The organism is Telluria sp. B2, assembly GCF_051789535.1.
Taxonomy (GTDB): Bacteria; Pseudomonadota; Gammaproteobacteria; order Burkholderiales; family Burkholderiaceae_D; genus Telluria.
The window spans coordinates 3,267,538-3,291,943 of sequence record NZ_CP196525.1 but is presented as its reverse complement, the minus strand read 5'-3'; the positions used below and the strand labels follow the sequence as shown (position 1 = coordinate 3,291,943).

The 24,406-nt window shown below is 69.4% G+C and carries 16 protein-coding genes and 1 pseudogene; 8 read left to right on the top strand and 9 right to left on the bottom strand.

Going from position 1 to position 24,406, the window contains the following annotated elements:
• Positions 1 to 243: 243 nt before the first annotated feature.
• The 5 genes and pseudogenes from ACSUZJ_RS14630 to ACSUZJ_RS14610 form a co-directional block, all read right to left on the bottom strand.
• Positions 244 to 1,527: a glycerate kinase type-2 family protein gene (locus ACSUZJ_RS14630; RefSeq protein WP_499409306.1), complete on the bottom strand. Its 1,284-nt coding sequence runs from the start codon at positions 1,525 to 1,527 to the stop codon at positions 244 to 246.
• A 298-nt stretch (positions 1,528 to 1,825) separates the two neighbouring features.
• Positions 1,826 to 3,602 (bottom strand): annotated as a pseudogene (locus ACSUZJ_RS14625) (PHA/PHB synthase family protein).
• Between the two features lie 8 nt (positions 3,603 to 3,610).
• Positions 3,611 to 4,435 carry a universal stress protein gene (locus tag ACSUZJ_RS14620; RefSeq protein WP_499409304.1) on the bottom strand — a complete coding sequence of 275 codons (825 nt, stop codon included), beginning with the start codon at positions 4,433 to 4,435 and terminating at the stop codon, positions 3,611 to 3,613.
• A gap of 32 nt (positions 4,436 to 4,467) precedes the next feature.
• Positions 4,468 to 4,911 (bottom strand): universal stress protein, encoded by a 444-nt coding sequence (locus tag ACSUZJ_RS14615; protein ID WP_499409302.1) that lies wholly within the window; start codon positions 4,909 to 4,911, stop codon positions 4,468 to 4,470.
• A 237-nt stretch (positions 4,912 to 5,148) separates the two neighbouring features.
• Positions 5,149 to 5,634 (bottom strand): hypothetical protein, encoded by a 486-nt coding sequence (locus tag ACSUZJ_RS14610; protein ID WP_499409300.1) that lies wholly within the window; start codon positions 5,632 to 5,634, stop codon positions 5,149 to 5,151.
• Positions 5,635 to 6,228: 594 nt separating this feature from the next.
• Between ACSUZJ_RS14610 and ggpS the strand changes: the two genes are divergently transcribed.
• From ggpS to ACSUZJ_RS14595, 3 genes are all read left to right on the top strand, one after another.
• Complete coding sequence (gene ggpS, locus ACSUZJ_RS14605; RefSeq protein WP_499409298.1) at positions 6,229 to 8,547, top strand: glucosylglycerol-phosphate synthase; 2,319 nt, start codon at positions 6,229 to 6,231, stop codon at positions 8,545 to 8,547.
• A 25-nt stretch (positions 8,548 to 8,572) separates the two neighbouring features.
• Complete coding sequence (locus ACSUZJ_RS14600) at positions 8,573 to 9,667, top strand: mechanosensitive ion channel family protein (protein ID WP_499409296.1); 1,095 nt, start codon at positions 8,573 to 8,575, stop codon at positions 9,665 to 9,667.
• Between the two features lie 85 nt (positions 9,668 to 9,752).
• Positions 9,753 to 12,146, top strand: a complete 2,394-nt coding sequence (locus tag ACSUZJ_RS14595; RefSeq protein ID WP_499409294.1) for a DNA polymerase II — start codon at positions 9,753 to 9,755, stop codon at positions 12,144 to 12,146.
• Between the two features lie 9 nt (positions 12,147 to 12,155).
• Here ACSUZJ_RS14595 and ACSUZJ_RS14590 read toward each other — a convergent pair whose 3' ends face one another.
• Positions 12,156 to 14,588, bottom strand: coding sequence for a hybrid sensor histidine kinase/response regulator (locus ACSUZJ_RS14590; RefSeq protein ID WP_499409292.1), 2,433 nt, complete (start codon positions 14,586 to 14,588; stop codon positions 12,156 to 12,158).
• Positions 14,589 to 14,748: 160 nt separating this feature from the next.
• On the opposite strand from ACSUZJ_RS14590, the gene ACSUZJ_RS14585 reads away from it, so the two are divergent.
• Positions 14,749 to 16,308, top strand: coding sequence for a TerC family protein (locus ACSUZJ_RS14585; RefSeq protein WP_499409290.1), 1,560 nt, complete (start codon positions 14,749 to 14,751; stop codon positions 16,306 to 16,308).
• Between the two features lie 48 nt (positions 16,309 to 16,356).
• Here ACSUZJ_RS14585 and ACSUZJ_RS14580 read toward each other — a convergent pair whose 3' ends face one another.
• Both ACSUZJ_RS14580 and ACSUZJ_RS14575 read right to left on the bottom strand, forming a co-directional pair.
• Positions 16,357 to 17,904, bottom strand: coding sequence for an FAD-dependent oxidoreductase (locus ACSUZJ_RS14580; protein WP_499409288.1), 1,548 nt, complete (start codon positions 17,902 to 17,904; stop codon positions 16,357 to 16,359).
• A gap of 16 nt (positions 17,905 to 17,920) precedes the next feature.
• The gene (locus ACSUZJ_RS14575; RefSeq protein WP_499409287.1) at positions 17,921 to 18,199 is read right to left on the bottom strand and encodes a hypothetical protein; all 279 of its coding nucleotides are present in this window, start codon (positions 18,197 to 18,199) and stop codon (positions 17,921 to 17,923) included.
• Between the two features lie 249 nt (positions 18,200 to 18,448).
• Here ACSUZJ_RS14575 and ACSUZJ_RS14570 point away from each other — a divergent pair, with 249 nt between their 5' ends.
• Both ACSUZJ_RS14570 and ACSUZJ_RS14565 read left to right on the top strand, forming a co-directional pair.
• Complete coding sequence (locus tag ACSUZJ_RS14570) at positions 18,449 to 19,696, top strand: zinc-dependent alcohol dehydrogenase (RefSeq protein WP_499409285.1); 1,248 nt, start codon at positions 18,449 to 18,451, stop codon at positions 19,694 to 19,696.
• A gap of 32 nt (positions 19,697 to 19,728) precedes the next feature.
• A complete protein-coding gene (locus ACSUZJ_RS14565; protein ID WP_499409283.1) occupies positions 19,729 to 19,887 on the top strand; it encodes a hypothetical protein in 159 nt (52 codons plus the stop codon).
• A gap of 29 nt (positions 19,888 to 19,916) precedes the next feature.
• Here the strand turns inward: ACSUZJ_RS14565 and ACSUZJ_RS14560 are convergent, their stop codons facing one another.
• Positions 19,917 to 21,437: an FAD-dependent monooxygenase gene (locus tag ACSUZJ_RS14560; protein WP_499409281.1), complete on the bottom strand. Its 1,521-nt coding sequence runs from the start codon at positions 21,435 to 21,437 to the stop codon at positions 19,917 to 19,919.
• A 177-nt stretch (positions 21,438 to 21,614) separates the two neighbouring features.
• On the opposite strand from ACSUZJ_RS14560, the gene ACSUZJ_RS14555 reads away from it, so the two are divergent.
• Together ACSUZJ_RS14555 and ACSUZJ_RS14550 are read left to right on the top strand one after the other, a co-directional pair.
• Complete coding sequence (locus ACSUZJ_RS14555) at positions 21,615 to 22,760, top strand: 6-phosphofructokinase (RefSeq protein ID WP_499409279.1); 1,146 nt, start codon at positions 21,615 to 21,617, stop codon at positions 22,758 to 22,760.
• Between the two features lie 152 nt (positions 22,761 to 22,912).
• Positions 22,913 to 24,400 carry an iron-containing redox enzyme family protein gene (locus ACSUZJ_RS14550; protein ID WP_499409277.1) on the top strand — a complete coding sequence of 496 codons (1,488 nt, stop codon included), beginning with the start codon at positions 22,913 to 22,915 and terminating at the stop codon, positions 24,398 to 24,400.
• Positions 24,401 to 24,406: the final 6 nt, after the last annotated feature.

The window sequence follows — 24,406 nt, the reverse complement described above, 5'->3', positions numbered from 1 at the left end:
CACGCTTTATGCACGTGGCCGGCAGTCACATGCGGCGACATTTCGCCCGCAAAGCGTGCAATGGAAGCGGGCCAGGATTGACCTTGGCGGGCGAGAAGTTTCAGCAGGCAGACGAAGGAGGCGCACGTAACGCGTGGGCACGGAGTGCCCACGCTACGATGCCTGCCGGAACCAAGCTACATCCAGCTTGACTGAACGGCATTGCGGCATCGGGTCGCCTTTTTTTTGCGCAGCGCTGCCTGCCTAGTCGCCGCCCAGCACCAGCACGGCCCGGAAATCGTTCACGTTGGTGAGCGTCGGGCCGGTCACGACCGAGTCGTCCAGGGCGCCGAAGAAGCCGTGGCCGTCGTTGTCCTGCAGGGCGTCGGCCGGCCGGATGCCGCGTGCCCAGGCCCTGGCCAGGGTGTCCGGCGCCAGCAGCGCTCCCGCGATCTCTTCCTGGCCGTCGACACCGTCGGTGTCGCCCGCCATGGCATGGATGCCGGGCTGCCCTTCGAGCGCCAGGCCCAATGACAGCAGGAATTCGACGTTGCGTCCGCCGCGACCCTTGCCGCACACCGTCACCGTCGTTTCGCCGCCCGACAGCAGCACGCAGGGCGGGGTGAAGGGCTGCTTGTGCTGCGCCACCTGGCGGGCGATGCCGGCCATGGCCTTGCCGACGTCGCGCGCTTCGCCTTCGATCGCGTTGCCCAGGATGTGGGGCGTGATGCCGGCCTGGCGCGCCACCGCGGCCGCCGCTTCCAGCGCCATCTGCGGGGTGGCGATCATGCGCGTTTCGCAGCCGGCCAGGCGCGGATCGCCTGGCTTGACCGATTCGCCGGCGCCGCTTTCCAGCACGGCGCGCACATGCGCGGGCAAGGCGATGCCGTAGCGTTTCACGATCGCGAGCGCGTCGGCGCAGGTGCTCGGATCGCCCACCGTCGGTCCGGAGGCGATGTCGCAGGGGTTGTCGCCGGGGACATCGGAGATCAGGAGCGTGATCACGCGCGCCGGATGGCAGGCGGCGGCCAGCCGTCCGCCCTTGATGCCCGAGAGGTGGCGGCGCACGCAGTTCATTTCGCTGATGGTGGCGCCGGAAGCGAGCAGGGCGCGGTTCACCGCCTGCTTGTCCTCCAGCGTGATGCCCTCCAGCGGCAGCGGCAGCAGCGAGGAGCCGCCGCCCGAGATCAGGCAGATCACGGTGTCGTCCGGACCCAGGCCCTGCGCCAGCGCCATCATGCGCTGCGCGGCCGCCAGGCCGGCGGCGTCCGGCACCGGGTGCGCGGCCTCGACGATCTCGATGCGCTCGCAGGGGACGGCGTAGCCGTAGCGGGTCACGACCAGGCCGGACAGCGGTCCGGGCCAGTGCCGTTCCACGGCCTGGGCCATCGCGGCCGAGGCCTTGCCGGCGCCGATCACGACCACCCGGCCCTTGCCGGCCGCCGCGTGATAAGGCAGCAGGTTGGGCGGAATACAGTGTTCCGGCTGCGCCGCCTCGACGGCGGCCTCGAACATTTTCAGCAACAGCTGGCGCGGATTCGATTGCATCGTGGTCTCCGCTCAGGACTGCCGGGTCCGGCCGGTTCGGCCATCCGCGTTCTTGTTGGGGTGACGTGGGGCCGTCGGGCCAGGTTTGCTCATTGCTTTCTCCATACTGTGTTGTTTTCCTGCATGGCCCACATTACAGCAGAAATCGCTCGCACACGTGCGGGACGCAGGGAAACAGGGAGACCGGCCGGTCATGCGCATGCCGGCTCATGCCGGCAGGTCAAGGCCGAGCGATGCCGCGGGGGGCGGAAGCGCATCGGCGTCCGGAATCTCCGGGCGTCCTCCGCCAGGGCGTGCCTCAGGGCGCAAGCACGTAGCGTCCGGGCGCGGGACCCAGTCCCGGCTGCGTGGCCGGCGCGTCGACCAGCGGCCCGGCGCGCTGCGCCAGCCAGGTTTCCCAGGCCGGCCACCAGCTGCCTTCGACGACCGGCGCTTCGCGCTGCCAGCGCTCGGGGTCGATGTAGGGCGCGTCGTGCGCCATGGTCGAGAGCTGGTAGGCGCGGCCGGCGCCACCCGGGGGGCGCCACCACGCCCGCGTTGTGTCCGCCCGAGGTCAGCAGGAAGCTCACCTCGACGTCGGTGAGCAGGCCGATCTTGTAGACCGAGCGCCATGGAGCGACGTGGTCGGTGCGGGTGCCGACCGCGAAGATCGGCGCCTCGATGTCGGTCAGCGCGACGGGCCTGCCGTCGACCAGGTAGCGGGCGCTCGCCAGGTCGTTGTTCAGGAACAGGCGGCGCAGGTAGTCCGAATGCATGCGGTAGGGCATGCGGGTGGCGTCGGCGTTCCAGGACATCAGGTCGGTCTGCTGCTCCGGCAGGTCGAGCAGGTAGTGGCGCAGCCGGCGCGACCAGATCAGGTCGTTCGAGCGCAGCAGCTGGAAGGCGCCGGCCATCTGGCGGGTATCGAGGTAACCCCGGCTCCACATCGCCGCTTCCAGGAAGCTGACTTCGCTCTCGTCGATGAAGAGCGACAGCTCGCCCGGCTCGGTGAAGTCGACCTGGGCCGCCAGCAGGGTGAGGCTGGACAGGCGCCAGTCGTGCTCGCGCGCCATGGCCGCCGCCGCGATCGCGAGCAGCGTTCCGCCCAGGCAGTAGCCGCAGGCGTTGACGCGCGGCGCGCCGGTCTCGCGCACGATGGCGTCGAGCGCCTCCATCACGCCGAGCCGACGGTAATCCTCGAGGCTCAGTTCGCGGTCGCCGGCGTCCGGATTCTTCCAGGAGATGACATACACGGTATGGCCGTGTTCGACCAGGTAGCGCACCAGCGAATTGTGCGGCGAGAGGTCGAGGATGTAGTACTTCATGATCCAGGCCGGGACGATCAGAAGCGGCGTCGCGTGCACCTGCGGGGTCGCCGGATCGTAGCGCAGCAGCTCGATCAGGCGGTTGCGCAGCACCACCCGGCCCGGGGTCGTCGCCACCTCGCGCCCGGGACGCAGGCCGGGGCCGGCGTCGCCGCCGGCCGCCCGGGCCAGGTCGGCTGCCGCCCTGGCCGCGCCGCCCACCAGGTTCATGCCGCCGCGTGCGCAGGTCTCTTCCAGCACCACCGGGTTGGTGGAGACGAAGTTCGACGGCGCCACGCAGTCGAGCAGCTGGCGCGCGACGAAGGTGACGACGTCGGCGTGGTGCTGGGACATGCCGCGTACGCTGCTGGTCGCGCGGTGCCACCACTGCTGCTGCAGCAGGAAGCCCTGGCTGAGCGCGTTCCAGGGCCAGCGGTGCCAGGCCGGATCGACGAAGCGCTTGTCCTGGGCCAGCGGGGCGACCGGTTCGGCCTGCCTGGCGGTGGCGGCGCCGGCGCAGTAGTGCAGCCAGCGGGTGGCCGCCGACATCGCGTGCACGGCCAGCTCGGCCTGCTTGTCGGGCGAGAGCAGCAGGTGGCTGCTCCAGTCGAGCCAGGCCAGGGCCTGCGCGGCGGGAGACACGTGGCCGGTGAAGCGCCCGAGCCAGGCGTGCAGCGCCAGGTCGGCCGACGCATGCCCGACCTCGGTTTCCGGGTAATGGTGGTGGGTGCCCTGCCAGGCGCTGGCGTCGCGCTCGAGCACGCTGGCGGCGGGAAAGCCGGGCTGGTTCATGGCTGGCCTCAGTGCGCGAACAGGACCGGGAGCGCGGCGCGCTCGAGCAGGATGCGGGTGACGCCGCCGAGCACGATCTCGCGGTAGCGGCTGTGGCCGTAGGCACCGCTGACCAGCAGGCCGGCGCCCGCGTCCCGGGCAATGCCGAGCAGGGCCTGGCCGGCGGGGGCCTTGCTGCGCTCGACGACGACCTCGACCTTCACGCCGTGGCGCGCCAGGTAGAGCGCCATGTCGGCGCCGGGTTCGTCGCCGTGCAGTCCGTGCTCGCGGTCCGGGTCGACCAGGGCCAGGCGCACGCTGGCGGCGCGCTCGAGCAGCGGCAGCGCGCCGCCGATGGCGCGCAGCGCCGCCACGCTGCCGTCCCAGCCGACCACGATGCTGTCGGCCATCGGCTCGCCCGCATACGAGGGCGGCACCACCAGCACCGGGCGCGGGCCGTGCAGGGCCAGGTATTGCGGCAGGCCGCGCACCGCGCCCGCATCGGGTCCGTCCTGGCCGGTGACGACGAGGTCGGCGTAGCGCGACTGCAGCAGCAGGGCGTCGCGGTTCTCGTCCTCGACCAGGCGCTCCTCGAAGGACTGCACGCCGAGCTGGCGCGCGCGCCCGGCGAAGCGTGCCAGGCTCCGGCGTGCCTGGGCGCGCAGCGCATCGTATTCGTCGCCGGGCGCCACCGCTATCGAGCCGGTGAGCATGGCGTAGGCCGGCCAGGAGATGCCGGTGGCCACGGCGCCGACCAGGTGGGCCTCGTGCGCATTCGCAAGCCAGGCGGCGGCCTGCAGCCGGGCGTCCAGATGCGGGCTGTCGTCGACGTGCACGATGATGGTCTTGTACATGGCGGATCCTTTCCTTGGAATGCCGGGCGCGTTCAGCTTCCCGCCGCACCGCGCGCCTGCCGCACGACCATGACGGGAATGGCGCTGTGCGCCAGCACCCCTTGCGTCTGGCTGCCCAGCAGCAGGGCGCTGGCCTGGCCGCGGCCGCGCGAGCCCATGACGATCAGGTCGCAGTGCAGGTCGCGCGCGGCCGCGACGATCGCGTCCGCCGGGGAGTCCGCGCGCCTGGTCGACAAGGTCGCGCCGACGCCGGCCTGGGCGGCGCGGCGTTCGACATAAGCGAGGCATTCCCGGGCTTTTTCCTCGGCCTCGGGCGCGGTGAGGACGCCGAGGACTTCACTGAAGAGGGGGCGCAGCGGCCTGACATGCAGGCCGACGACTTCGGCGCCGCAGGCATGCGCCAAGTCGACCGCGGCATCGACCGCGGCCATCGAGGCCGCGCTGCCATCGGTGGGAACCAGTATCCGCTTGAACATGCATCCCCCTGTGCGCCGCTGGGCCAAACGTCCGGATGGCGCCCCCGGTCCGGCGCGGCAATGAGAGCAGTCTGCTGCCCCGACGGGAGCGTCGCCATGATCTGGATCAAATTCGGCAGATCGGTGGAGCCGAAGCTTGCGGGGAAGGCTCGACAGCCTTGTCGCCCCGTGCCAGGCGAACAGAGGTCCCTGGACGTGAGTGCCGCCTCCGCGCGTCCGTCCTGTTCCGCGCTGGCGTCAGCGACCCGGGCCGTTGCCCGGAGCGCGGCGCGGGCCTGGCCGTACCGTGATCTGCTGGGCGTGGCGCGTGAAGCGCGCCGGGGCGGAGGCCGTCCTGCGCCCGCGCGCGCCGCTGCCGACGAGCGCCAGGTCGGCCGTGAAGCGGTGCAGCGAGAGGATGGCGGCGAGCGCGCCCAGGGCTTCGCGGCCGAGCGCCGTGTCGCCGGCCTCGACCTGGGGCGTGACCCGGTGCAGGGCGCACAGGGCGAGCGCATTGTCGGCCAGGTGGGCCTGCAGGCCGCCATAGCCGGCCGCTTCCATCAGCGCTTCCTCGTGGCGGAAGAGGGCCTCGACCTCGGCCACCAGGGTCGGCCAGGCGGCGACGAAGGCGTCGTGCGGCGCGGTCGCGAGCTGCTCGATCCGGCTGCACAGGCTCTTGCGTGCATGCCGCATCGCGCTGCCGATGACCTGCATCCGTCCATGGCCGGCGCCGCTGCGCATCATCTCCCATCCTCCATCGATCGTCGTCGAAGGGCACAGTCTCGCCGTGTAAGAAAGCGCCGGTTTGAGATACATCAAAGTGATAGACGCGGCGGCGGGCATGGGTTCTGCTCTGCCGGTGGCGGGTGGGCCAGGGTGCAGAAATGCAATCGGATGCGGGCCGGATGCGCCCAAGATGCAGTTCGGTTGGGAATCTACATTTGTACAAATGCACCTCAGCCGTTACAATACATTTCTATCAACGCGGCCACGCCGCCGCGTTCCGCTACAGCGGGCTAAGTACTCACCCAAAAATAAATGTGTTTTTGGCGGCCATAACCGGCGCGTTGCTGCGTTGGCTCCTGCTTGCAGTGCTCGCACTGCGGCGCACTCGCCGCCTTGCACCGCATCGGCAAGCCGCACCTCCGGTTCTGTTTGCCAAAATTCACATTTATTTTCGGTTGAGTACTTAGACCCGTTTCCACTTTCCTGGCAATCGCCGGCGCGCCCCGTATCCGGGCGCCGGGTCCGATTGTGTTCGCCTTGTGCGGTTCACCCCGCACGCCCACCAGGTCGGCGCAGCAGCGCCGAGCGCATCGCTCTGAAAGGACGAAGACGATGACTGTAGTAGCACCACGATGGGCCTCGCGCCTGCAACCGAATAACTTTGTACTGGCTACCGATCTCGACGGAACCCTGTTGGCCGGCAGTCCCGAAGCGCGGCGCCGCGTGCGCGAGCTGTTTCATGCGCAGGAGGAGGGCGCGAAACTGGTCTTCGTCACCGGCCGCGCGCTCGAGACCATCCTGCCGCTCCTGAGCGACCCCACCATCCCGATGCCCGACTACATCATCGCCGACGTGGGCGCCACCGTCGTCGACGGCAGGCTGCATCCGGTCGGCGATATCCAGCAGGAGATCGCCGTGCGCTGGCCCGGCTCCCAGGCGGTGCTCAGGGCGCTGGCCGGTTTCCCCGGCCTGCGACGCCAGAGCGTGCCCCAGGAAAGGCGCTGCTCCTTCCTGGTCGGCGAGGGCGCTGTCACTCCGGCGCTGCGCGCCCGGGTGGAAGCCCTCGGCTGCGACCTGCTGCTCTCGGCCGGCCGCTATCTCGACGTGCTGCCGCGCGGCGTCGGCAAGGGTCCGGCCCTGCTGCGCCTGGCCGAGGCCGTCGGCTTCGATCCCTCGACCATCGTGGTGGCGGGCGATACGCTGAACGACCTGTCGATGTTCGAGACCGGCCTGCACGGCATCGTGGTCGGCAGCGCCGAGCCCGCGCTGGTGGAAGCGGTGCGCGGCCGGCCGCTGGTGCATGTCGCCGCCGGCGAAGGCTGCGACGGCATTCTCGAAGGGCTGGCCCACCATGGGGCGCTGCGCGATGGCGGTCTCGCACCGGCGCCGGTCGCCCCGGGCGGGAACGCCAGCCTGGTGATGGTCTACCATCGCCTGCCATTCGACGAAGTGGTCGAAGACGGCGTGCTCCAGCGGCGCCGTCCGCGCAGCCCGAACGGGATCATCCCGACCCTGCTGCGTTTCTTCGCCGGCGCGCGCCGCGGCGCCTGGGTGGCCTGGTCGCAGCAGCCGAGCCGTGCGCCCGAAGGCTTCGACAGCGATGTCGCGGTCGATCCCGGACGTTATCCTCACCTGAAGGCGTCGCGCATCGCGCTCACGGCCGAGGATATCGACATCTTCTACAAGAAGTTCTCGAAAGAGGCCTTCTGGCCGATCATCTTCTCCTTCCCGGACAAGGCCGAGTTCAACCAGGCCCACTGGGAGCGCTTCCTGGAGGTGAACCGCCTGTTCGCCGAGCGGACTGCGCGCGAAGCCGAGGATGGCGCCGTGGTCTGGGTGCACGACTACAACCTGTGGATGGTGCCGGCCTTCCTGCGCCCGGTGCGTCCCGACCTGCGCATCGCCTTCTTCCACCACACGGCCTTCCCGTCCAGCGACGTCTTCAACATCCTGCCGTGGCGGCGCGACATCATCGGCAGCCTGCTGCAGTGCGACTACGTCGGCTTCCATATCCCGCGCTACGTCGAGAACTTCGTCGACGCCGTGCGTTCGTTCGCGGCGGTCGAGGTCTGCGGCAGCGCGCCATGCGCGCCGCGCTTCCTGACCTATGGCTGCGCGCTGGGCGTGGACACGATGACCACCGCCATCGTGGCCGGCGGCCGGCGGGTGGCGCTGGGTGCGCACCCGGTCGGCACCGACGCGGCGATGATCGAGGCCCTGGTCGCCTCCCCGGAGGTGCAGCACGCGGCGCAGGCGGTGCGCGACTACCTGGGCGAGGTCACCGGCATCGTCTCGATCGAGCGTCTCGACTATGTGAAAGGCACGCTGGAGAAGCTCCAGGCCTTCGAGCGCCTGCTGGAAACCCATCCGGAACACATCGGCAAGGTGACGCTCCTGAACATCATCACGCCGGCCGCCCCGGGGATGGAGATCTACGAGAGCCTGCGCGTCGAGGTCGACCGCACGGTCGGCCGGATCAATGGCCGCTACTCCACGCTCGACTGGGTGCCGGTGCGCTACTTCTACCGTTCGCTGCCTTTCGACGAGGTGATCGCCCATTACGCGGCCTGCGACATTGCCTGGATCACGCCGCTGCGCGACGGCCTGAACCTGGTGGCCAAGGAATTCGTCGCGGCAAGGAGGGCGACGGGCAGGGCGGGCGTGCTGATCCTGTCCGAGTTCGCCGGCGCGGCGGTCGAACTGCACGGCGCGCTGCTGACCAACCCCTACGATGCCAACGCCATGACGGCGGCCCTGCACCAGGCCCTGTCCATGGGCGAAGACGAGCGCGCCTATCGCACCGAGCGGATGGGCATGATCGTCGCCGAGCACGACGTGGCCCGCTGGGGCGAGGACTTCCTCGCCGCCGTGAGCGCGGCCAGCCCGAGCCCGGCCCTGGCGCCTGGCCGGAACCAGGCCGAGGCGGCCTGAATACTGTTTTAAATTAGGAAAGAACATGCGTTATCTCGTAACCAACAACGACATCCAGGCCTGGCTCGTCGCCTTCGGCATCGCCGTCGCCGTGATCGTGCTGCTGTACGCCGCCAAAGGCCTGCTGCTGCGGCGCCTCGCCCATATCGCGCCCAACACGGTGACCTATCTCGACGACCTGGCTGTCAACATCCTCGCCGCCACCCATCCCGTCTTCATCCTGATGATGGGCGTGTATGCCGGCTCCCAGGGACTGGTGATTCCCGAGCGCAGCGGCGTGTTCCTGCAGCACCTGTCCGTCACCGTCTTCCTGCTGCAGGCGGCGCGCTGGGGCGACGTCGGCATCAAGGGCTGGTTCCACCACTACCGCCTGCGGCGCAGCGCCGAGGATGCCGCCAGCACCACCTCGACCGCGGCACTCGGCTTCGTGGCGCGCACGGCGCTGTGGGTGGTGATCATCCTGATGATCCTCGATAACTTCGGCGTCAACATCACGACCCTCGTCGCCAGCCTCGGCATCGGCGGCATCGCGGTGGCGCTGGCGATGCAGAACATCCTGGGCGATTTGTTCTCGTCTCTGTCGATCGTGCTGGACAAGCCTTTCGTGGTGGGCGACTTCATCATCGTCGACGACGTGCTCGGCACGGTCGAATACGTGGGCCTGAAGACGACCCGCCTGCGCAGCCTGGGCGGCGAGCAGATCGTGTTCTCGAACAGCGACCTCCTGAAGAGCCGGATCCGCAACTACAAGCACATGCAGAGCCGGCGCGTGCTGTTCACCATCCGCGTGCCCTACAAGGTGAGCAAGGCCCAGGTGCTGCTGATCCCGCAGATCCTGCGCGAAGCGGTCGAGGCCCAGGAGCAGGCTGCCTTTGATCGCGCCCACTTCAAGGGCTACGGCACCTCCTCGCTCGAGTTCGAGACCGTCTACTACGTCAAGACCGGCGACTACAATGTCTACATGGATGTGCAGCAGGCGATCAACGTGCTGCTCTTCGAGCGCTTCGACAGCGAAGGCATCCCCTTCGCCTATCCGACCCAGCTCCTCAAGCTCGACCAGCCCGAGGCCTGGACGGAGGTGCAGGCGCCGGTGGAGGAGAGACGGGCCGCGAACGGCTGAGCTTCCGGCATTCCCGCGCGGGTATAATCCTGCCCGGCTGCCGGCGCGGCAGCCCGGGATCAGGGATGGCGGAGATGGCAGCGACATGACAGCGGAGGGCATGGCAGGCGCGCAGCAGGGCTTCCTGCTGACGCGCCACTGGAACGATCTTGATGCCGGCGTCGAGGTCGACTTCTGGCTCGCCACCGACGGCGGGCCGCGCCGCGTGCGCGTCGCGCCCCAGCCGGCGATCGCCTTCGTCCCTGTGGAGCAGCGCGAGGCCGCCGAATTCGTCCTGCGCAGCGAGCGCGGCTGGGAACTGCGCGAACTGGCGCTGGCCGATTTTCGCCACCGGCCCGTGCTGGGCCTGTACTGCCGCGGCTACCGCCAGCTGCTGCGCCTGGAAAAGCGCCTGCGCCAGCAGGGCGTGGACGTGTTCGAGGCCGACATCCGCCCGCCAGAACGCTACCTGATGGAGCGCTTCATCACCGCGCCCGTCACTTTCAGCGGCATCGCAGATCCCCGGGACCCGCGCCTGCTGTCCGCGGGCCAGCTCAGGCCCGCGCCCGGCTACCGTCCGGCGTTGCGCCTGGTGTCGCTCGACATCGAGACCACTTCGAAAGGCGAGCTGTACTCGATCGCACTGGAAGGCTGCGGCCAGCGCCAGGTCTACATGCTCGGTCCCGCGCCTCACGACCCGAACGAGGCCGCCGGCCTCGACTTCGACCTCGACTATTGCACGACCCGCGCCGAACTGCTCGAGCGCCTGGAGGCCTGGTTCCGCACCCACGATCCCGACGCCGTGATCGGCTGGAACCTGGTGCAGTTCGACATGCGCGTGCTGCAGGAGCATGCCGTGAAGCTGGGCCGCCCCTTGCGCCTGGGGCGCGACGGCAGCGCGATCGAATGGCGCGAGCATGGCGGCAAGCAGGAACACTACTTCATCTGCATCGCGGGCCGCCTGGTCATCGACGGCATCGAGGCGCTGCGCTCGGCCACCTGGAGCTTCCCCTCGTTCAGCCTGGAGGCGGTGGCCCGGCAACTGCTGGGGGAGGGCAAGGCGATCGACAACCCCTTCGACCGCATGGCCGAGATCGACCGCATGTTTGCCGAGGACAAGCCGGCGCTGGCGCGCTACAACCTGAAGGACTGCGAGCTGGTCACGCGCATTTTCGATCGAACGAATTTGCTGGAATTCCTGATGTCGCGCGCCAGCGTGACAGGGCTCGCGGCCGACCGCAGCGGCGGTTCGGTCGCTGCCTTCGAGCACCAGTACATCCCGCTGATGCACCGCAAGGGCTACGTGGCGCCGAACATCGGCGACGTGCCGGGCGGCGACAGCCCGGGCGGCTTCGTCATGGATTCGCGCTCCGGCCTGTACGACTCGGTGCTGGTGCTCGACTACAAGAGCCTGTATCCCTCGATCATCCGCACCTTCCTGATCGACCCGGTCGGCCTGGTCGAGGGCCTGCAAGAGGACGAGGCCGCGACCGTGCCGGGCTTTCGCGGCGCGCGCTTCTCGCGCACGCGGCACTGCCTGCCCGGTATCGTGCGCCAGGTATGGGAAGGGCGCGAGGCCGCCAAGCGCGAACGCAACGCGCCGCTGTCGCAGGCCCTGAAGATCATCATGAACGCCTACTACGGCGTGCTGGGCTCGTCGGGCTGCCGCTTCTTCGATCCGCGCCTGGCCTCCTCGATCACGATGCGCGGGCACCAGATCATGCACCGCACGCGCGAGCTGATCGAGGCCGAAGGCTACCAGGTGATCTACGGCGACACCGACTCCACCTTCGTCTGGCTGGGACGCGCCCACGACGACGCCGATGCCGAGCGCATCGGCCGCGCGCTGGTCGGACACGTGAACGCATGGTGGGACCGCAGCCTGCGCGAGGAACTGGGCCTGGACAGCGTGCTCGAACTCGAATACGAGGCCCATTACCGGCGCTTCCTGATGCCGACGGTGCGCGGCTCGGACGAAGGCAGCAAGAAGCGCTACGCCGGCCTGGTGGGCACGCCGGACGGCGGCGAGGAGATGGTCTACAAGGGCCTGGAAACGGTGCGCACCGACTGGACGCCGCTGGCCCAGCAGTTCCAGCAGGAGCTCTACCTGCGCGTGTTCAAGGGCCAGCCCTACGAGGACTATGTGCGCGACTACGTGGCGCGCACGCTGCGCGGCGAGTTCGACCACCTGCTGGTGTACCGCAAGCGCCTGCGCCGGCCGCTCGAGGAGTACGAACGCAACGTGCCGCCGCACGTGCGCGCCGCGCGCATGGCCGACGAATTCCACCTGCGCCAGGGCCGTCCGGCGATCTACCGCAACGGCGGTTGGATCCGCTACGTGATGACCCTGGCCGGACCCGAGCCGCTCGAGGCGCGGCGTTCAAGCATCGACTACGAACACTACCTCACGCGCCAGCTCGAGCCGATCGCCGACGCCATCCTGCCCTTCCTGGACGACAGCTTCGCGCGCCTGACGAGCACCCAGGGCGCGCTGTTCTGATCTCCCGTTTCAGGCGCTTTGCGCCGTGCGCAGCGCGTGCTGGAGCAGGATGCGCTCGAGCTGATCGAGGTTGGCCGGCTTGACCAGGTGGTGGTCGAACCCGGCGCCCTTCGAGAGCGTGAAGTCGTGCGCCTGGCCGTAGCCGGTGAGGGCGACCAGCAGGGCAGCGCGGCTGGCCGGACGCTGGCGCAGGCGCCGTGCGAGCTCGTAGCCATCGATGCGCGGCAGGCCGATGTCGAGGATGTAGGCATCGGCCCTGACCTCGTCGCCCGCCGCCAGCAGCGCTTCGGCATCGTCGAACAGGCTGACCGTGTGGCCCTGCGCTTCCAGCGCCGCGGCCAGCGAGGCGCCGGCGTCGCGGTTGTCGTCGACCACGACGATGCCCAGCGCTGCCGCAGCCGCCGGCGCGGGCGCCGTGCCGCTGTCCCCGCCTGGCGCGGTCTCGGCCGGCGCGGCGATCGTCGGCAGCGAGATCGTGAAGGTGCTGCCCTGGCCCTGGCCGCCGCTTGCCGCGGCCACCGCGCCGCCGTGCAGCTGGGCGATGCTCTTCACCAGGGTCAGGCCCAGGCCCAGTCCGCCCTGGGCGCGGTCGGGCGTGCGCTCGCCCTGGGTGAACGGGTCGAACACGTGCGGCAGCAGGGCGGGCGGGATGCCGCTGCCGTTGTCCTGCACCGAGACCACAGCCTGGCCATCCCCGCCGTCAGGAATGACGTGCAGCGCGACCTGCAGGGCGCCGTGCTGCTGGGTGTACTTGGCGGCGTTGTTGAGCAGGTTCGAGATCGCCTGCACCAGCCGGGTGCGGTCGCCGTTCACGTACACCGGCGCGGCCGGCAGCGCCACCGCCAGTTCGTGGTGGCGCGCCTCGATCAGGGGGCGCACCTGCTCGACGGCGGCATCGACCACCGCGCGCAGCTCCACCGGCTCGCGCTCCATCTGCACCAGCCCGCGCGTCACGCGCGAGACGTCCAGCAGGTCGTCGACCAGCTCGGTCATGTGGCGCACCTGGCGCTCGATGATCTCGCCGGCGCGCTGGGCATAGGCCGGATCGCCCTGGCGCAGCCGCAGCACCTGGGCCGCGGTGCTGATCGGGGCCAGCGGGTTGCGCAGTTCGTGCGCGAGCATCGCCAGGAAGTCGTCCTTGCGCTGGTTCGCCAGGCGCAGCGCGTTCTCCGCCTGCTTCTGGTCGTGGATGTCGGTGCAGGTGCCCATCCAGCGCATGATGGTGCCCTCGTCGTCGCGTACCGGCATGGCGCGCCCGAGCACCCAGCGGTAGGCGCCCGAACGGTCGCGCAGGCGGTACTGTATCTCGTAGGTGCCGCCGCTGGCCAGGCTGTCGGCCCAGGCGGCCCAGGCGGCGTCGCGGTCCTCGGGATGCAGCACGTCGGCCCAGTGGGCGCCGTCGGTGCTGCCCGGCGTCATGCCGGTGAACTCGTACCAGCGCTCGTTGTAGTAGTCGTGGTACCCGTCCGGCAGGGTCGACCACACCATCTGCGGCATGGCGTTGGCGATGGTGCGGAACATCGCCTCGCTGGCGCCCAGCGCGATCTCGCTGCGCAGGCGCTCGTTGGCGGTATGGGTGCGCTCGGCAACCTCGCGCGTCAGGGCCAGGTCTTCGGGCGTCCAGTCGCGTGGCTGCGCGGCGTTGACGAAGACCATGGCGACCAGCTGCTCGTCCTCCAGCACGGGCAGGTTCAGGAAGGACGCCGCGCTGAGCTCGGCCAGGGCATCGGCCGCGGCGGCGGTGCGGGCGTCGGCCTGGACGTCGCGGATCAACACCGGCTTGCCGCGCCTGAGCTCGTCGACGAAGTCGCCGAACTGGCGCAGGTCGATGGCCCCGGCCATGCTCTCGACGCCCTCGGCGCACCAGTCGCGCTCGATGTGCAGGGTGTCGCCGGCGGCGCCGATCAGGCCGAAGCCGGCCCGGCTCGCGCCCAGGGTCTGGCCGAGGATGCGTGCGGCGCAGTAGCTGATGTCCTCGGGCGCGCGCAGCTCGCGCAGCGCGTCGGTCAGGCGTGCCAGGGCGTCGCGCCGGATTTCGCTCTGCACCCGGTCGGTGACGTCCGAACCGAGCACCAGCACGCCGGACACGGCGCCGCTGGAGCAGCGCACCGGCTGCAGCACGAAGTCGATGTAGCGGTCGAGGACGGAAGCGTCCGGCGTGGGCTGCATGGCATACTTCGCGCCATTGGCCGAGATGGGGACGCCGCTGCGGTAGACCTTGTCGAGCATGGCGACATAGCCCTGGCTGGCGGCGTCGTTCAGCACTTCGGCGACCGTGTGGCCAACCACCTCGCGGTGGCCGATCAGGCGCAGGTAGCCCGGGTTGACGAATTCGAACCGGTGTTCGGGACCACGCAGCAGGGCCATGAACATCGGGGCTTCCTGGAACAGCTCGGCGAACTGGCGCCGGCTCTGGTAATCGTGGTCGTCGTTATCGGCCATGGTCTGGTCGTCGCGTAAAACAATAGGTGGTTGGAACTCGGCGGCAGCGCGGCCGTGCGTGGGAAACTCTTCATCATACCGCGTCGGCGCCGGTCGCGTGCGACTTCCCCGCCGGCAGCCTATTACAATCGGTCATCCATACACAAGCGGAGTGGGCACCATGGAATGGCTATCCGATCCGAATATCTGGGTGGGCTTCCTGACCCTGGTCGTGCTCGAGATCGTGCTCGGGATCGACAACCTGATCTTCATCGCGATCCTGGCGGAAAAGCTCCCGCCCGAGCAGCGCGACAAGGCGCGCCTGCTGGGCCTGACGCTGGCGATGCTGATGCGCCTGGGGCTGCTCACCATGATCTCCTGGATCGTGTCGCTGACCGCGCCCTTGTTCTCGATCGGGCAGCTCAGCTTTTCAGGGCGCGACCTGATCCTCCTGCTCGGTGGCCTGTTCCTGCTGGGGAAGGCGACGATGGAACTGCACGAGCGGGTCGAGGGCAAGGCCCACAGCCATGCGGGGCCGGCCGAATACGCCTCCTTCGGGGTGGTGGTGGCCCAGATCATCGCGCTCGACGCCGTCTTCTCGCTGGACTCGGTGATCACCGCGGTCGGCATGGTCGACGAGCTGGGCGTCATGATGGCGGCCGTCGTGGTCTCGATGGGCGTGATGCTGTTCGCCTCCAGGCCGCTCACCCGCTTCGTCAACGCCCACCCGACCGTGGTCGTGCTCTGCCTGAGCTTCCTCCTGATGATCGGCCTGTCCCTGATCGCCGAGGGCTTCGGCTTCCACATTCCGAAGAGCTACCTGTACGCGGCGATCGGATTCTCGGTGATGATCGAGGCCCTGAACCAGCTCGCGCGCCGCAATTTCGCCAGGCAGGAGGCGCACCTGCCGCTGCGCGAGCGTACTGCCGACGCGGTGCTGCGCCTGCTCGGCGCCAGGAGTGAAGAAGGAAGGGAAGGCGCGGGGCAGGGCAGGGCTCTCCACCCGGAGACCGCTTTCGTCCCCGAGGAACGCAACATGGTCAGCGGCGTGCTCAGCCTGTCGCAGCGCTCGATCCGCTCGATCATGACCAACCGCGCCGACATCTCCTGGATCGACATGCAGGCCGACGCCGCCACCATCCGCACCCAGCTGCTGGACACGCCGCACGGCTTCTTCCCCGTCTGTCGGGGCGAACTCGACGAGATCGTCGGCGTCGCCCGCGCGAAGGACCTGATGGCCGACCTCACCCATGCCGGCAGGATCGACCCGGCGCACGTGCGCCCGCCCATCATCGTGCCGGACGCGAGCGGGGTGCTGAAGGTGATGGAAACCCTGAAGCGCTCGCACGGCCAGGTGGTGCTCATCGCCGACGAGTACGGCACCATCCAGGGGCTGGTCACGCCGATCGACATCCTCGAGGCGATCGCCGGCGAGTTCCCGGACGAGGACGAGCTGCCGGTGGTGCGCGACGAGGGCCCGGGGCGCTGGCGCGTGGACGGCAGCGCCGACCTGCACTACCTGCAGCAGGTGCTGGGGACCGAGGCCCTGGTCAGCGAGAACGACGAATACACCTCGCTGGCCGGCTTCATGCTGGAGCGCTTCGGCACGCTGCCGGAAGTGGGCCAGGCGGTGGAACTGGACAACCTGCGCTTCGAGGTGGCCGAGGTACTGGACCGCCGCATCGCCACCGTGCTCGTCACGCGCGAAACGCCGGCCGCGCGGCCGGCGCGCGCTTCCTGAAACAGCCAAGCCCGCGGCCAGCCCCGGATGGCCCGGCGCGCGGGGCCCTTACTCCTCGTCGCCGGCGTTCGGGTCCGGCTCGTCCGGGCTGTCGGCCGGGGCGCCGGTGTCCAGGCGCGCCAGCGGCGCCAGCGCCGGCCCCTCCAGCACCCGGCCCTCGGGATCGAAGCGGCTGCCGTGGCATTCGCAGTCCCAGCTCATCTCGGCGCCGTTCCACTTGAGCGCGCAACCCATGTGGCTGCACTTGCCCGAGACCACGTGCAGCGCGCCTTCGGCATTGCGATAGACCGCCACCGGCTGGCCCTGCAGCTCGAGCTGGCGGCTTTCGCAGGGCTGGACGCCGTCGAGCCGGGCGCGCGCGCCGGCGTCCAGCTTCAGTTGTTCCGGCGCCGGCGCCCGGGTCGACTCCTGCTCGAAGCCCTCGGGGCGCTGGTCCTTGGCTATGCGCCCGACCCGGTACAGGTCGGCCCAGGGATTGGCCCGGCCGAGGATCTCGTCGGCCAGCAGCATGCCGGCCAGCGTGCCGTAGGTCAGGCCATCGCCCGAGAAGCCGGTGGCGATATAGGTGTTCTTCGCGTCGATGTTGCGGCCGATGCAGGGCAGCTTGTCGGGCATGCGGTAGCGCTGGGCCGACCAGCGGTACTCGACCGGGCCGAGCTTGAAGTGCGCACGCGCGAAACCTTCCAGCATGTCGTAGCGGTCGGCGCCGACCACGGCCTCGCCCAGCTTGTGGGCGGCGCCGACCACGACCAGGTAGTCACGCCCGTGCGCGCGGTAGCTGCGGACCGAATGGCGCTCGGCACCGATGCTCCAGTAGACGCCGGGCGGCGGCGGCGCGTCGTGCAGGGGCGCGGCGATGCCGTACTCGCGCACCACCCCCATCGAGGACTGCACCAGGTGGATGCCGGCCGGCGTGTGGGTGGCCAGGATCACCTGGCGGCAATGCACCTTGGCATGCGCCGTGTGCACCATGGGCGGCTCGTCGTCGACAGCGAGCACCTCGGTGTTCTCGAAGATCAGGCAATCCTCGCTGCCGATGGCCTGGGCCAGCTGGCGCAGGTAGGCGAGCGGCTGGAACTGGGCGGCGCCGTCCACACGCAGGGTGCGCACGGCGGGGATCGGCAGGGGCGCGTCGTCCAGCAGCGTGGCCTGCAGCGCGGCCGCGGCAGCAGCAGCCTGCTCGTCGCGCACCAGCTGCTCGTGGGCGGCGTCGGCGGCGATCAAGTGCCAGCCGACGCGCTCGAAGGCGCAGTCCAGGCCGAAGCGCTGCACGGTACGCTCGATCAGGTCGATCGCGGCGCCACGCGAGGCCGCGACGGCCGCGGCGGTCTCGGCTCCGCTTTCGGCGGCGATGGCCTGCAGGCTGACGTCCACGGTCGGGTAGAGGTTGCCGGTCGAGTTGCCGGTCGAGCCGTTGCCGACCTTGTGCCTGTCGAACACGGCCACGCGCTGGCCGGCCTCGACCAGCAACATGGCCGCCGTCAGGCCGGCGATGCCGCCGCCGACGATCGCAACATCGACCTTCAGGTCGGTCTGCAGCGTGGGCAGGCAGGCGCTCTTGGCGGCGGTGCCCTGCCAGAGGGAAGAGGTATCCATGGCGTGCGCTGTCCGGCTAGACCGGGATGGTCGAGGTGCCGCCGGCGGCCGAGCCGTAATCCTGCAGGCTCTTGAAGGGCAGGCGGCGCTCGTTCAGGGCCTTGAGGATGGCGTCCAGCTGCTCCTCGTTCGGCGCGATGTAGACGACGAGCTGCTCGACCTCGTCCTCCCAGTAAGGGGCGTAAGGCACGTCGGTCTCGGCCATGACCTTGGCCTTGAAGCTGCCGTCCTGGAGTTCGGCGAACAGGGTGACGAGGACGTCGGAGGTGGTGCTGTTGTTAACGGTGAGATCCATGGCGCTCCAATGCTGGTTTGTCGGGTGATGGCCCGCCGCCGCTGGTTCGATGCCGGCGCCCTGCGGCGGGCCGGTGCAGGGCGATCTTCGCCGGAAATGCGCTTTGGCGGCGCAGCTTTGCCGCTCGTCAATTTGATGCCGCCTGGCGAACGCATGCGGTTAGTGACCGGCGGTAACGTGCGCAGCGGGTGCTGTCGAAGTGCTAAGTTCGACAGCAGCAAATAACATCGATCACGCGAAAGGAGCAACATGAAAGCCGTCGTTTTCCATGACGTGGGCGACATTCGTCTCGAGGAGGTGCCCGAGCCGAAGATCGAGGAGCCGGGCGACGCCATCGTGCGCATCACCGTGAGCGCCATCTGCGGCACCGACCTGCACTTCGTACGCGGCACCTTCAGCGATATGCAGAAGGGCACCATCCTCGGACACGAAGCGGTCGGGATCGTGGAGGCGGTGGGCAGCGAGGTGCGCAACCTGTCGGTCGGCGACCGGGTCGTCATCCCCTCGACCATCGCCTGCGGCTACTGCTCCTACTGCCGTTCGGGTTATTACAGCCAGTGCGACAACGCCAATCCCAACGGGCCTGCGGCCGGCACCGCCTTCTACGGCGGGCCGAAGACCACCGGGCCGTTCAATGGCCTGCAGGCCGAGAAGGCGCGCGTGCCTTTCGCCAGCATCAACCTGATCAAGCTGCCCGAGCAGGTCACGGACGACCAGGCGATCCTGCTGTCGGATATTTTCCCCACGGGCTACTTCGGCGCCGACCTGGCCGGCATCAGGCATGGCCACACGGTGGTCGTGTTCGGCTGCGGCCCGGTCGGCCAGTTCGCGATCGCCTCCGCCAAGCTGCTGGGCGCCGGACGCATCCTCGCGGTCGACAACCTGCCGGACCGCCTCGAGATGGCGAAGCGCCAGGGCGCCGAGGTCATCAACTTCGACGAGGAAGATCCGGTCCAGGTGATCATGCAGCTTACCGGCGGCATCGGCGCCGATTGCGCGATCGATGCGGTCGGGGTGGACGCCGAGTGCCCCCATCACGGCCCGGCGGCGAAACAGGCGCAGGAGCAGGCGGACGAGTTCAGGAAAGAGCGCGAGGCCGTCGCGCCGGTGCAGCACCCCGACGGCCCGAACTGGCATCCGGGCCAGGCGCCATCGCAGGCCCAGCAGTGGGCGGTGCAGGCGCTGGCCAAGGCGGGCACGCTGTCCATCATCGGCGTCTACCCGCCGGCCGACACGTCCTTCCCGATCGGGAGCGCGATGAACAAGAACCTGACAATCCGGATGGGTAACTGCAACCACCGCAAGTACATCCCGGACCTGATCGAACTGGTGCGTACCGGCGCCATCGATCCGACCGCCATCATCACCCAGCGCGAAGGCATGGCGTCCGTGATCGAGGCCTACAAGGCCTTCGACGAGCGCCGGCCGGGCTGGCTGAAGGTGGAACTGGTCGAGCCGGGCGCAGGCGCGCAAGGCGCGAATCCCGCACCCCTTTAATCCTTAACCCTTTGAACCCACAGGAGGCTGCCATGCCACAAGGAGACAAGTCGTCCTACACGGACAAGCAGAAACGCCAGGCCAAGCACATCGAGGAAGGCTACGAGAAGCGCGGCACGCCGCCGGCGGAAGCCAAGCGCCGCGCCTGGGCCACCGAAAACAAGATTTCCGGCGGCGGCAAGAAGCACTGAAGGCTGCTGAGGGCCGGCCCGGGCCGGCGCTACAGGCCCAGCGCATTGTCGCGCAGGTATTCGTCGAGCACGTGCGCCGACGGTGACCCCGCCGCCAGCCCGACGTAGGTGTCGGGCCGCAGCAGGTAGACGGCGTCGCGCGCCAGGCCGGCGTGCGTGCAGGCTTCGCTCCAGGGATAGCTGCGCAGCGGCACCCGGTGGGTATCGCACCAGGCCTGCACCTCGGGCCTGGGCTTGCCGTAGACGTGCACCTGCCAGCCCGGACGGGGCAGGGGCGCGAAGTTGTCGCCGCCCGCGATCTCGACCCAGGGCAGGCGCTCGCCGCCGCGGATCCGTCCCGCCGTGCCGCTGTTGAGCGGCGCGTGGCGGTAGTGGAGCACGGTCTGCGAGATTGTGCGGAAGAAGTATTCTCGCGTCACCGGCAGTTTCGCGATCAGCGGCATGATGCGCGGCGCGATGCCGGTGCGCACGATCTCGGCAACCGGCCCGTCCGCGGTCAGGAAGCCGAACACGCGGTCGGTGGTCTCGACCAGGCGCCGCGCAAAGGGCAGGCGCTCGGCCTCGTAGCTGTCGAGCAGGCTGTCGGGCGCGCGGCCCTGCACCACTGCCGCAAGCTTCCAGGCCAGGTTGATGGCGTCGCCGATGCCGGTGTTCATGCCCTGGCCGCCGGCCGGGCTGTGGATGTGGCCGGCATCGCCGACCAGGAAGGCGCGTCCGCCCCGGAAGTGCTCGGCGACCCGGTGGTGTACGCGGTAGGTCGAGAACCAGTTGACCTTGTGCACGCTGATCAGGAGATTGTCGATGGCGCGCTGGCTGACGTCGGAAAACTGAAGGGTTTCCGCGCGGTCGGCGCGTTCGTCACGCACGGTACCGACCAGGCGGCCATGACCGCGCGGGGCCATGGCGAAGACCGCCAGCAGATCGGCCTCGTCGAGGTCGAGGTTCAGTTCGCCGTTCAGGGCCGGACTCTCGCCCTCGATATCGGCAACGTAGAACACCTGGCGGTAGGTGCCGCCGGGGAAGCCGGCGCCGATGATGTCGCGCACCTTCGAGTGGGCGCCGTCGCAGCCGGCGAGGTAGCGCGCCTCGACGCGCTCGGTATTGCCGGCCGCGTCGCGCAGCTGCGCCACCACGGTGTCGCCGTCTTCCTCGAAGTGCTCGAGGACGGTCTGGCGCTCGACGCGCACGCCGGCCTCGAGCAGGCGCTCGACCAGCAGGCGTTCATGCTTGTCCTGCGGATAGATGTGCAGGAAAGGGTAGGGCGTGAGCCCGGCGCCGATGGCGCCCAGTTCGATGCGCGCGCGGTGCTCGCCTTCGGTCCAGATATTGAAGGCCTTGATCGGATAGCCCTGTTCGATGACGGGCAGTGCGAGGTCGAGCTGGCGGTAGAGCTCCAGCGTGCGCGCCTGCACCGCCAGGGCGCGCGAAGTGGTGCCGGGCCCGGCGGCCTGGTCGACGACGCGCACGTCGACGCCCATGCGGTTCAGCCACAGTGCGAGTACCAGGCCGCTGGGACCGGCGCCGGCGATCAGGACCTGGGTTTGCGCCATCGTACACCTCCATGCGGGATGCCGGACAGGCGCGATGGCGGGGATGGGTGGTTCGGGCGGCGCCATCGCACACGGGCTTAGACACCGTGAGCCCGGCCGTGGGTTCCCGGCGCGGTGCGCCCTGCCTGCCCCATGCTATCGTAATGCCAGGCCGGGAGAGGCCGGAAGGAGGAACAGGTGAGTGCAGATCCATCCACGGCGCCGGGTGCGCAGGCATCGCCCGGCATCGGGCGCATCGGGCTGCTGACCGGTGGCGGCGACGCACCCGGCCTGAACGCGGTGATCCGCTCGGTCGTGCTGGCGGCGGACCGGCTCGGCTGGGAATGCCACGGCATCCGCGATGGCTTCAACGGCCTGCTCGCGCCCGCGGCCTGCAGCGGCGAACCGGTACGGCGCCTGGGCGTCGAGGACGTGCATGGGATCGGCCACCTGGGCGGCACCATCCTCGGCAGCACGAACCGCGGCAATCCCCTGCGCTATCCGACGCCCCAGCCCGACGGCAGCGTGGTCGAAACCGACCGCACCATGGAAGTCGTGGCCTTGTGCCGCGAACGCGGACTGGACGCGCTGGTCGTGGTCGGCGGCGACGGTTCGATGGGCATTGCCGAGGCGCTGCACCGCCAGGGCCTGCGCGTGGTAGGGGTGCCGAAGACCATCGACAACGACCTGGCCCATACCTTCTCCACCTTCGGTTTCGATACCGCGGTCGGCTTCGCCACCGAGTGCATCGACCGCCTGCACACCACGGCCTACAGCCAGCACCGGGTGATGGTGGTCGAGGTCATGGGGCGCTACGCCGGCTGGATCGCCCTGCATGCCGGCATTGCGGGCGGCGCCCATGCGATCCTGATTCCCGAAATTTCCTACCGCATCGAGGCGGTGGCCGACGCAGTTCGCCGGCGCGACGCCGCCGGACATCACCATGCGCTCGTGGTGGTCGCCGAAGGTGTCGCGCCCCAGTCCGGCGAACGCCGGGTGAAGGCGGCGGCGGAGGTCGGCCGGGCCGAGCGCCTGGGCGGCATCGGCGCCGAGATCGAAGGGCAGCTCGCGCACCTGACCGGCAAGGAATGCCGCACCGTGGTGCTCGGCCACCTGCTGCGCGGCGGCAGCCCCTCGGCCTTCGACCGGGTCTGCGCCTCGCGCTTCGGGGCGGCGGCCGTACGCGCCCTGGCGGCGGGGCAGGCCGGCGTCATGGTCGCGCTGGGCTGGCAGGCGATCGAACTGGTGCCCCTCGGCCAGGTTGCCGGGCGCACCAAGCAGGTGCCGGTCGACGGCGACACGGTGGCCACCGCACGCGAACTGGGCATCTGCCTGGGAGAGTGAGAAGCGGCCGCCCTGTCTTGATGCAATCCGTTAACATTTAGATACTTTTGTAATCCCTGTCTTACACCCTCGGAGCACGCGTGCCGATTCTCCGTGCCAAGTCCAGTCTGGATAATTATGGTAATTATTCAACAATATTGGACACGCATTCCATGACGCCTTCGCTCGTTACCGATGTTCCTGAAGTCGCCCAGGCCGCAAGCGCCGCGAACCCGGCCGGCGGCGCCGCAGCCACGCCTGCCAAGGACCTGTATTTCGCCCTGCTGGCCGACCCGCTGGGACAGGCCCGCGCCGCCGAGCGCTTCCTGCGCGAGCAGATCGCCAGCGTGCAGTCGATTCCCGCCGACCTGCCGCCCACCCTGGCCCAGCTGCCGGACTGGGTCCAGGCCCGCACCGATGCGGTCGGCGCCGAATACCGCGAATACCTGGAAGCGCGCAAGGCCGGCGCCCCGCGCCGCTACTTCGGCAACCGCGCCCATGCGCTCTACTTCCTGAAGTCGGTCGCGCCGACCAAGCTGGTCGACGGCGCCTGGCTCTACGGCCTGCTGCGCCACTGGGACAACCCGGACTTCCACCCACTGATCAAGACCTATCTCGAGGAACTGGGCGAAGGCGTACCGGACAAGAACCACGTCACGATCTACCGCAAGCTGCTGGCCACCCACGGCTGCGAAGGCTGGGAGCACCTCGACGAACAGCATTACCTGCAGGGCGCGATCCAGCTTGCGCTCGGCCACAATGCCGACCGCTTCCTGCCCGAAGTCATTGGCTACAACCTCGGCTACGAGCAGCTGCCGCTGCACCTGCTGATCACCTCGTACGAGCTGAACGAATTCGGCATCGACCCGTATTACTTCACGCTGCACGTCACGGTCGACAATGCCGCCACCGGCCACGCCCAGAAGGCGGTGCAGGCGCTGAACGGCCTGATGCCGCGCGTGGGCGACCGCGCCGCCTTCTACCGCCGCGTGCTCGACGGCTACCGCCTGAACGAGCTGGGCGCCGGCACCACGTCGGTGATCGCCGAGTTCGACCTGCAGGAAGAACTGGTGCACATCCTGGCGCAAAAGAGCTCGGTGGGCAAGAACATGCACTCCGATTACTGCCGCGTCGCCGGCCGCTCGGTCAACGACTGGCTGGGCGACCCGGCCCAGATCCCGGGCTTCCTCTCGGCGATGGAAAGCGCCGGCTGGATCAAGCGCGGCGAGGACGTGGAGAACAGCCGCTTCTGGCGCCTGATCCACGGCGAGCGCGCCGAGATGTTCGGCGTGTTCAGCGCCTACGAGCAGCAGGTGCTGCGCGACTGGATCGTGACCAGCCCGAACGGCCAGGGCACGGCGAAGGAAGGGCGCATGCTGACCCACCGCGCGCGCCAGCGCACGCTGGACAACCTGGGCCAGCACCTGGACCGCAGCAGCAGCTTCCCGGAGCGCGGGCTGATCCGGCGCCGCGCGGCGCGCAGCGCAGCCAACGACAGGGAAAGCGACAACGAGCTCGGCCTGCTCGAGCAGCGCGTGGCCGCTGCCGCCGGCAAGCAGGAAGCGATGGCGCTGCTGGGCGAACTGATGTCGCCGGCCCACCACCACAGTGCGGCCGGCCTGATGGCCACCCGCATGTACACCAAGCTGCTCGAAATCTGAGGCACG

What these genes read in the sequence shown, in the direction of transcription:
- ACSUZJ_RS14595 (WP_499409294.1), top strand. Translation starts at nt 9,753, where the DNA reads ATGACAGCGGAGGGCATGGCAGGCGCGCAGCAGGGCTTCCTGCTGACG.
- ACSUZJ_RS14550 (WP_499409277.1), top strand. Translation starts at nt 22,913, where the DNA reads ATGACGCCTTCGCTCGTTACCGATGTTCCTGAAGTCGCCCAGGCCGCA.
- ACSUZJ_RS14590 (WP_499409292.1), bottom strand. Translation starts at nt 14,588, where the DNA reads ATGGCCGATAACGACGACCACGATTACCAGAGCCGGCGCCAGTTCGCC.
- ACSUZJ_RS14585 (WP_499409290.1), top strand. Translation starts at nt 14,749, where the DNA reads ATGGAATGGCTATCCGATCCGAATATCTGGGTGGGCTTCCTGACCCTG.
- ACSUZJ_RS14630 (WP_499409306.1), bottom strand. Translation starts at nt 1,527, where the DNA reads ATGCAATCGAATCCGCGCCAGCTGTTGCTGAAAATGTTCGAGGCCGCC.
- ACSUZJ_RS14615 (WP_499409302.1), bottom strand. Translation starts at nt 4,911, where the DNA reads ATGTTCAAGCGGATACTGGTTCCCACCGATGGCAGCGCGGCCTCGATG.
- ACSUZJ_RS14575 (WP_499409287.1), bottom strand. Translation starts at nt 18,199, where the DNA reads ATGGATCTCACCGTTAACAACAGCACCACCTCCGACGTCCTCGTCACC.
- ACSUZJ_RS14580 (WP_499409288.1), bottom strand. Translation starts at nt 17,904, where the DNA reads ATGGATACCTCTTCCCTCTGGCAGGGCACCGCCGCCAAGAGCGCCTGC.
- ACSUZJ_RS14610 (WP_499409300.1), bottom strand. Translation starts at nt 5,634, where the DNA reads ATGATGCGCAGCGGCGCCGGCCATGGACGGATGCAGGTCATCGGCAGC.
- ACSUZJ_RS14570 (WP_499409285.1), top strand. Translation starts at nt 18,449, where the DNA reads ATGAAAGCCGTCGTTTTCCATGACGTGGGCGACATTCGTCTCGAGGAG.
- ACSUZJ_RS14620 (WP_499409304.1), bottom strand. Translation starts at nt 4,435, where the DNA reads ATGTACAAGACCATCATCGTGCACGTCGACGACAGCCCGCATCTGGAC.
- ACSUZJ_RS14600 (WP_499409296.1), top strand. Translation starts at nt 8,573, where the DNA reads ATGCGTTATCTCGTAACCAACAACGACATCCAGGCCTGGCTCGTCGCC.
- ACSUZJ_RS14560 (WP_499409281.1), bottom strand. Translation starts at nt 21,437, where the DNA reads ATGGCGCAAACCCAGGTCCTGATCGCCGGCGCCGGTCCCAGCGGCCTG.
- ggpS (WP_499409298.1), top strand. Translation starts at nt 6,229, where the DNA reads ATGACTGTAGTAGCACCACGATGGGCCTCGCGCCTGCAACCGAATAAC.
- ACSUZJ_RS14565 (WP_499409283.1), top strand. Translation starts at nt 19,729, where the DNA reads ATGCCACAAGGAGACAAGTCGTCCTACACGGACAAGCAGAAACGCCAG.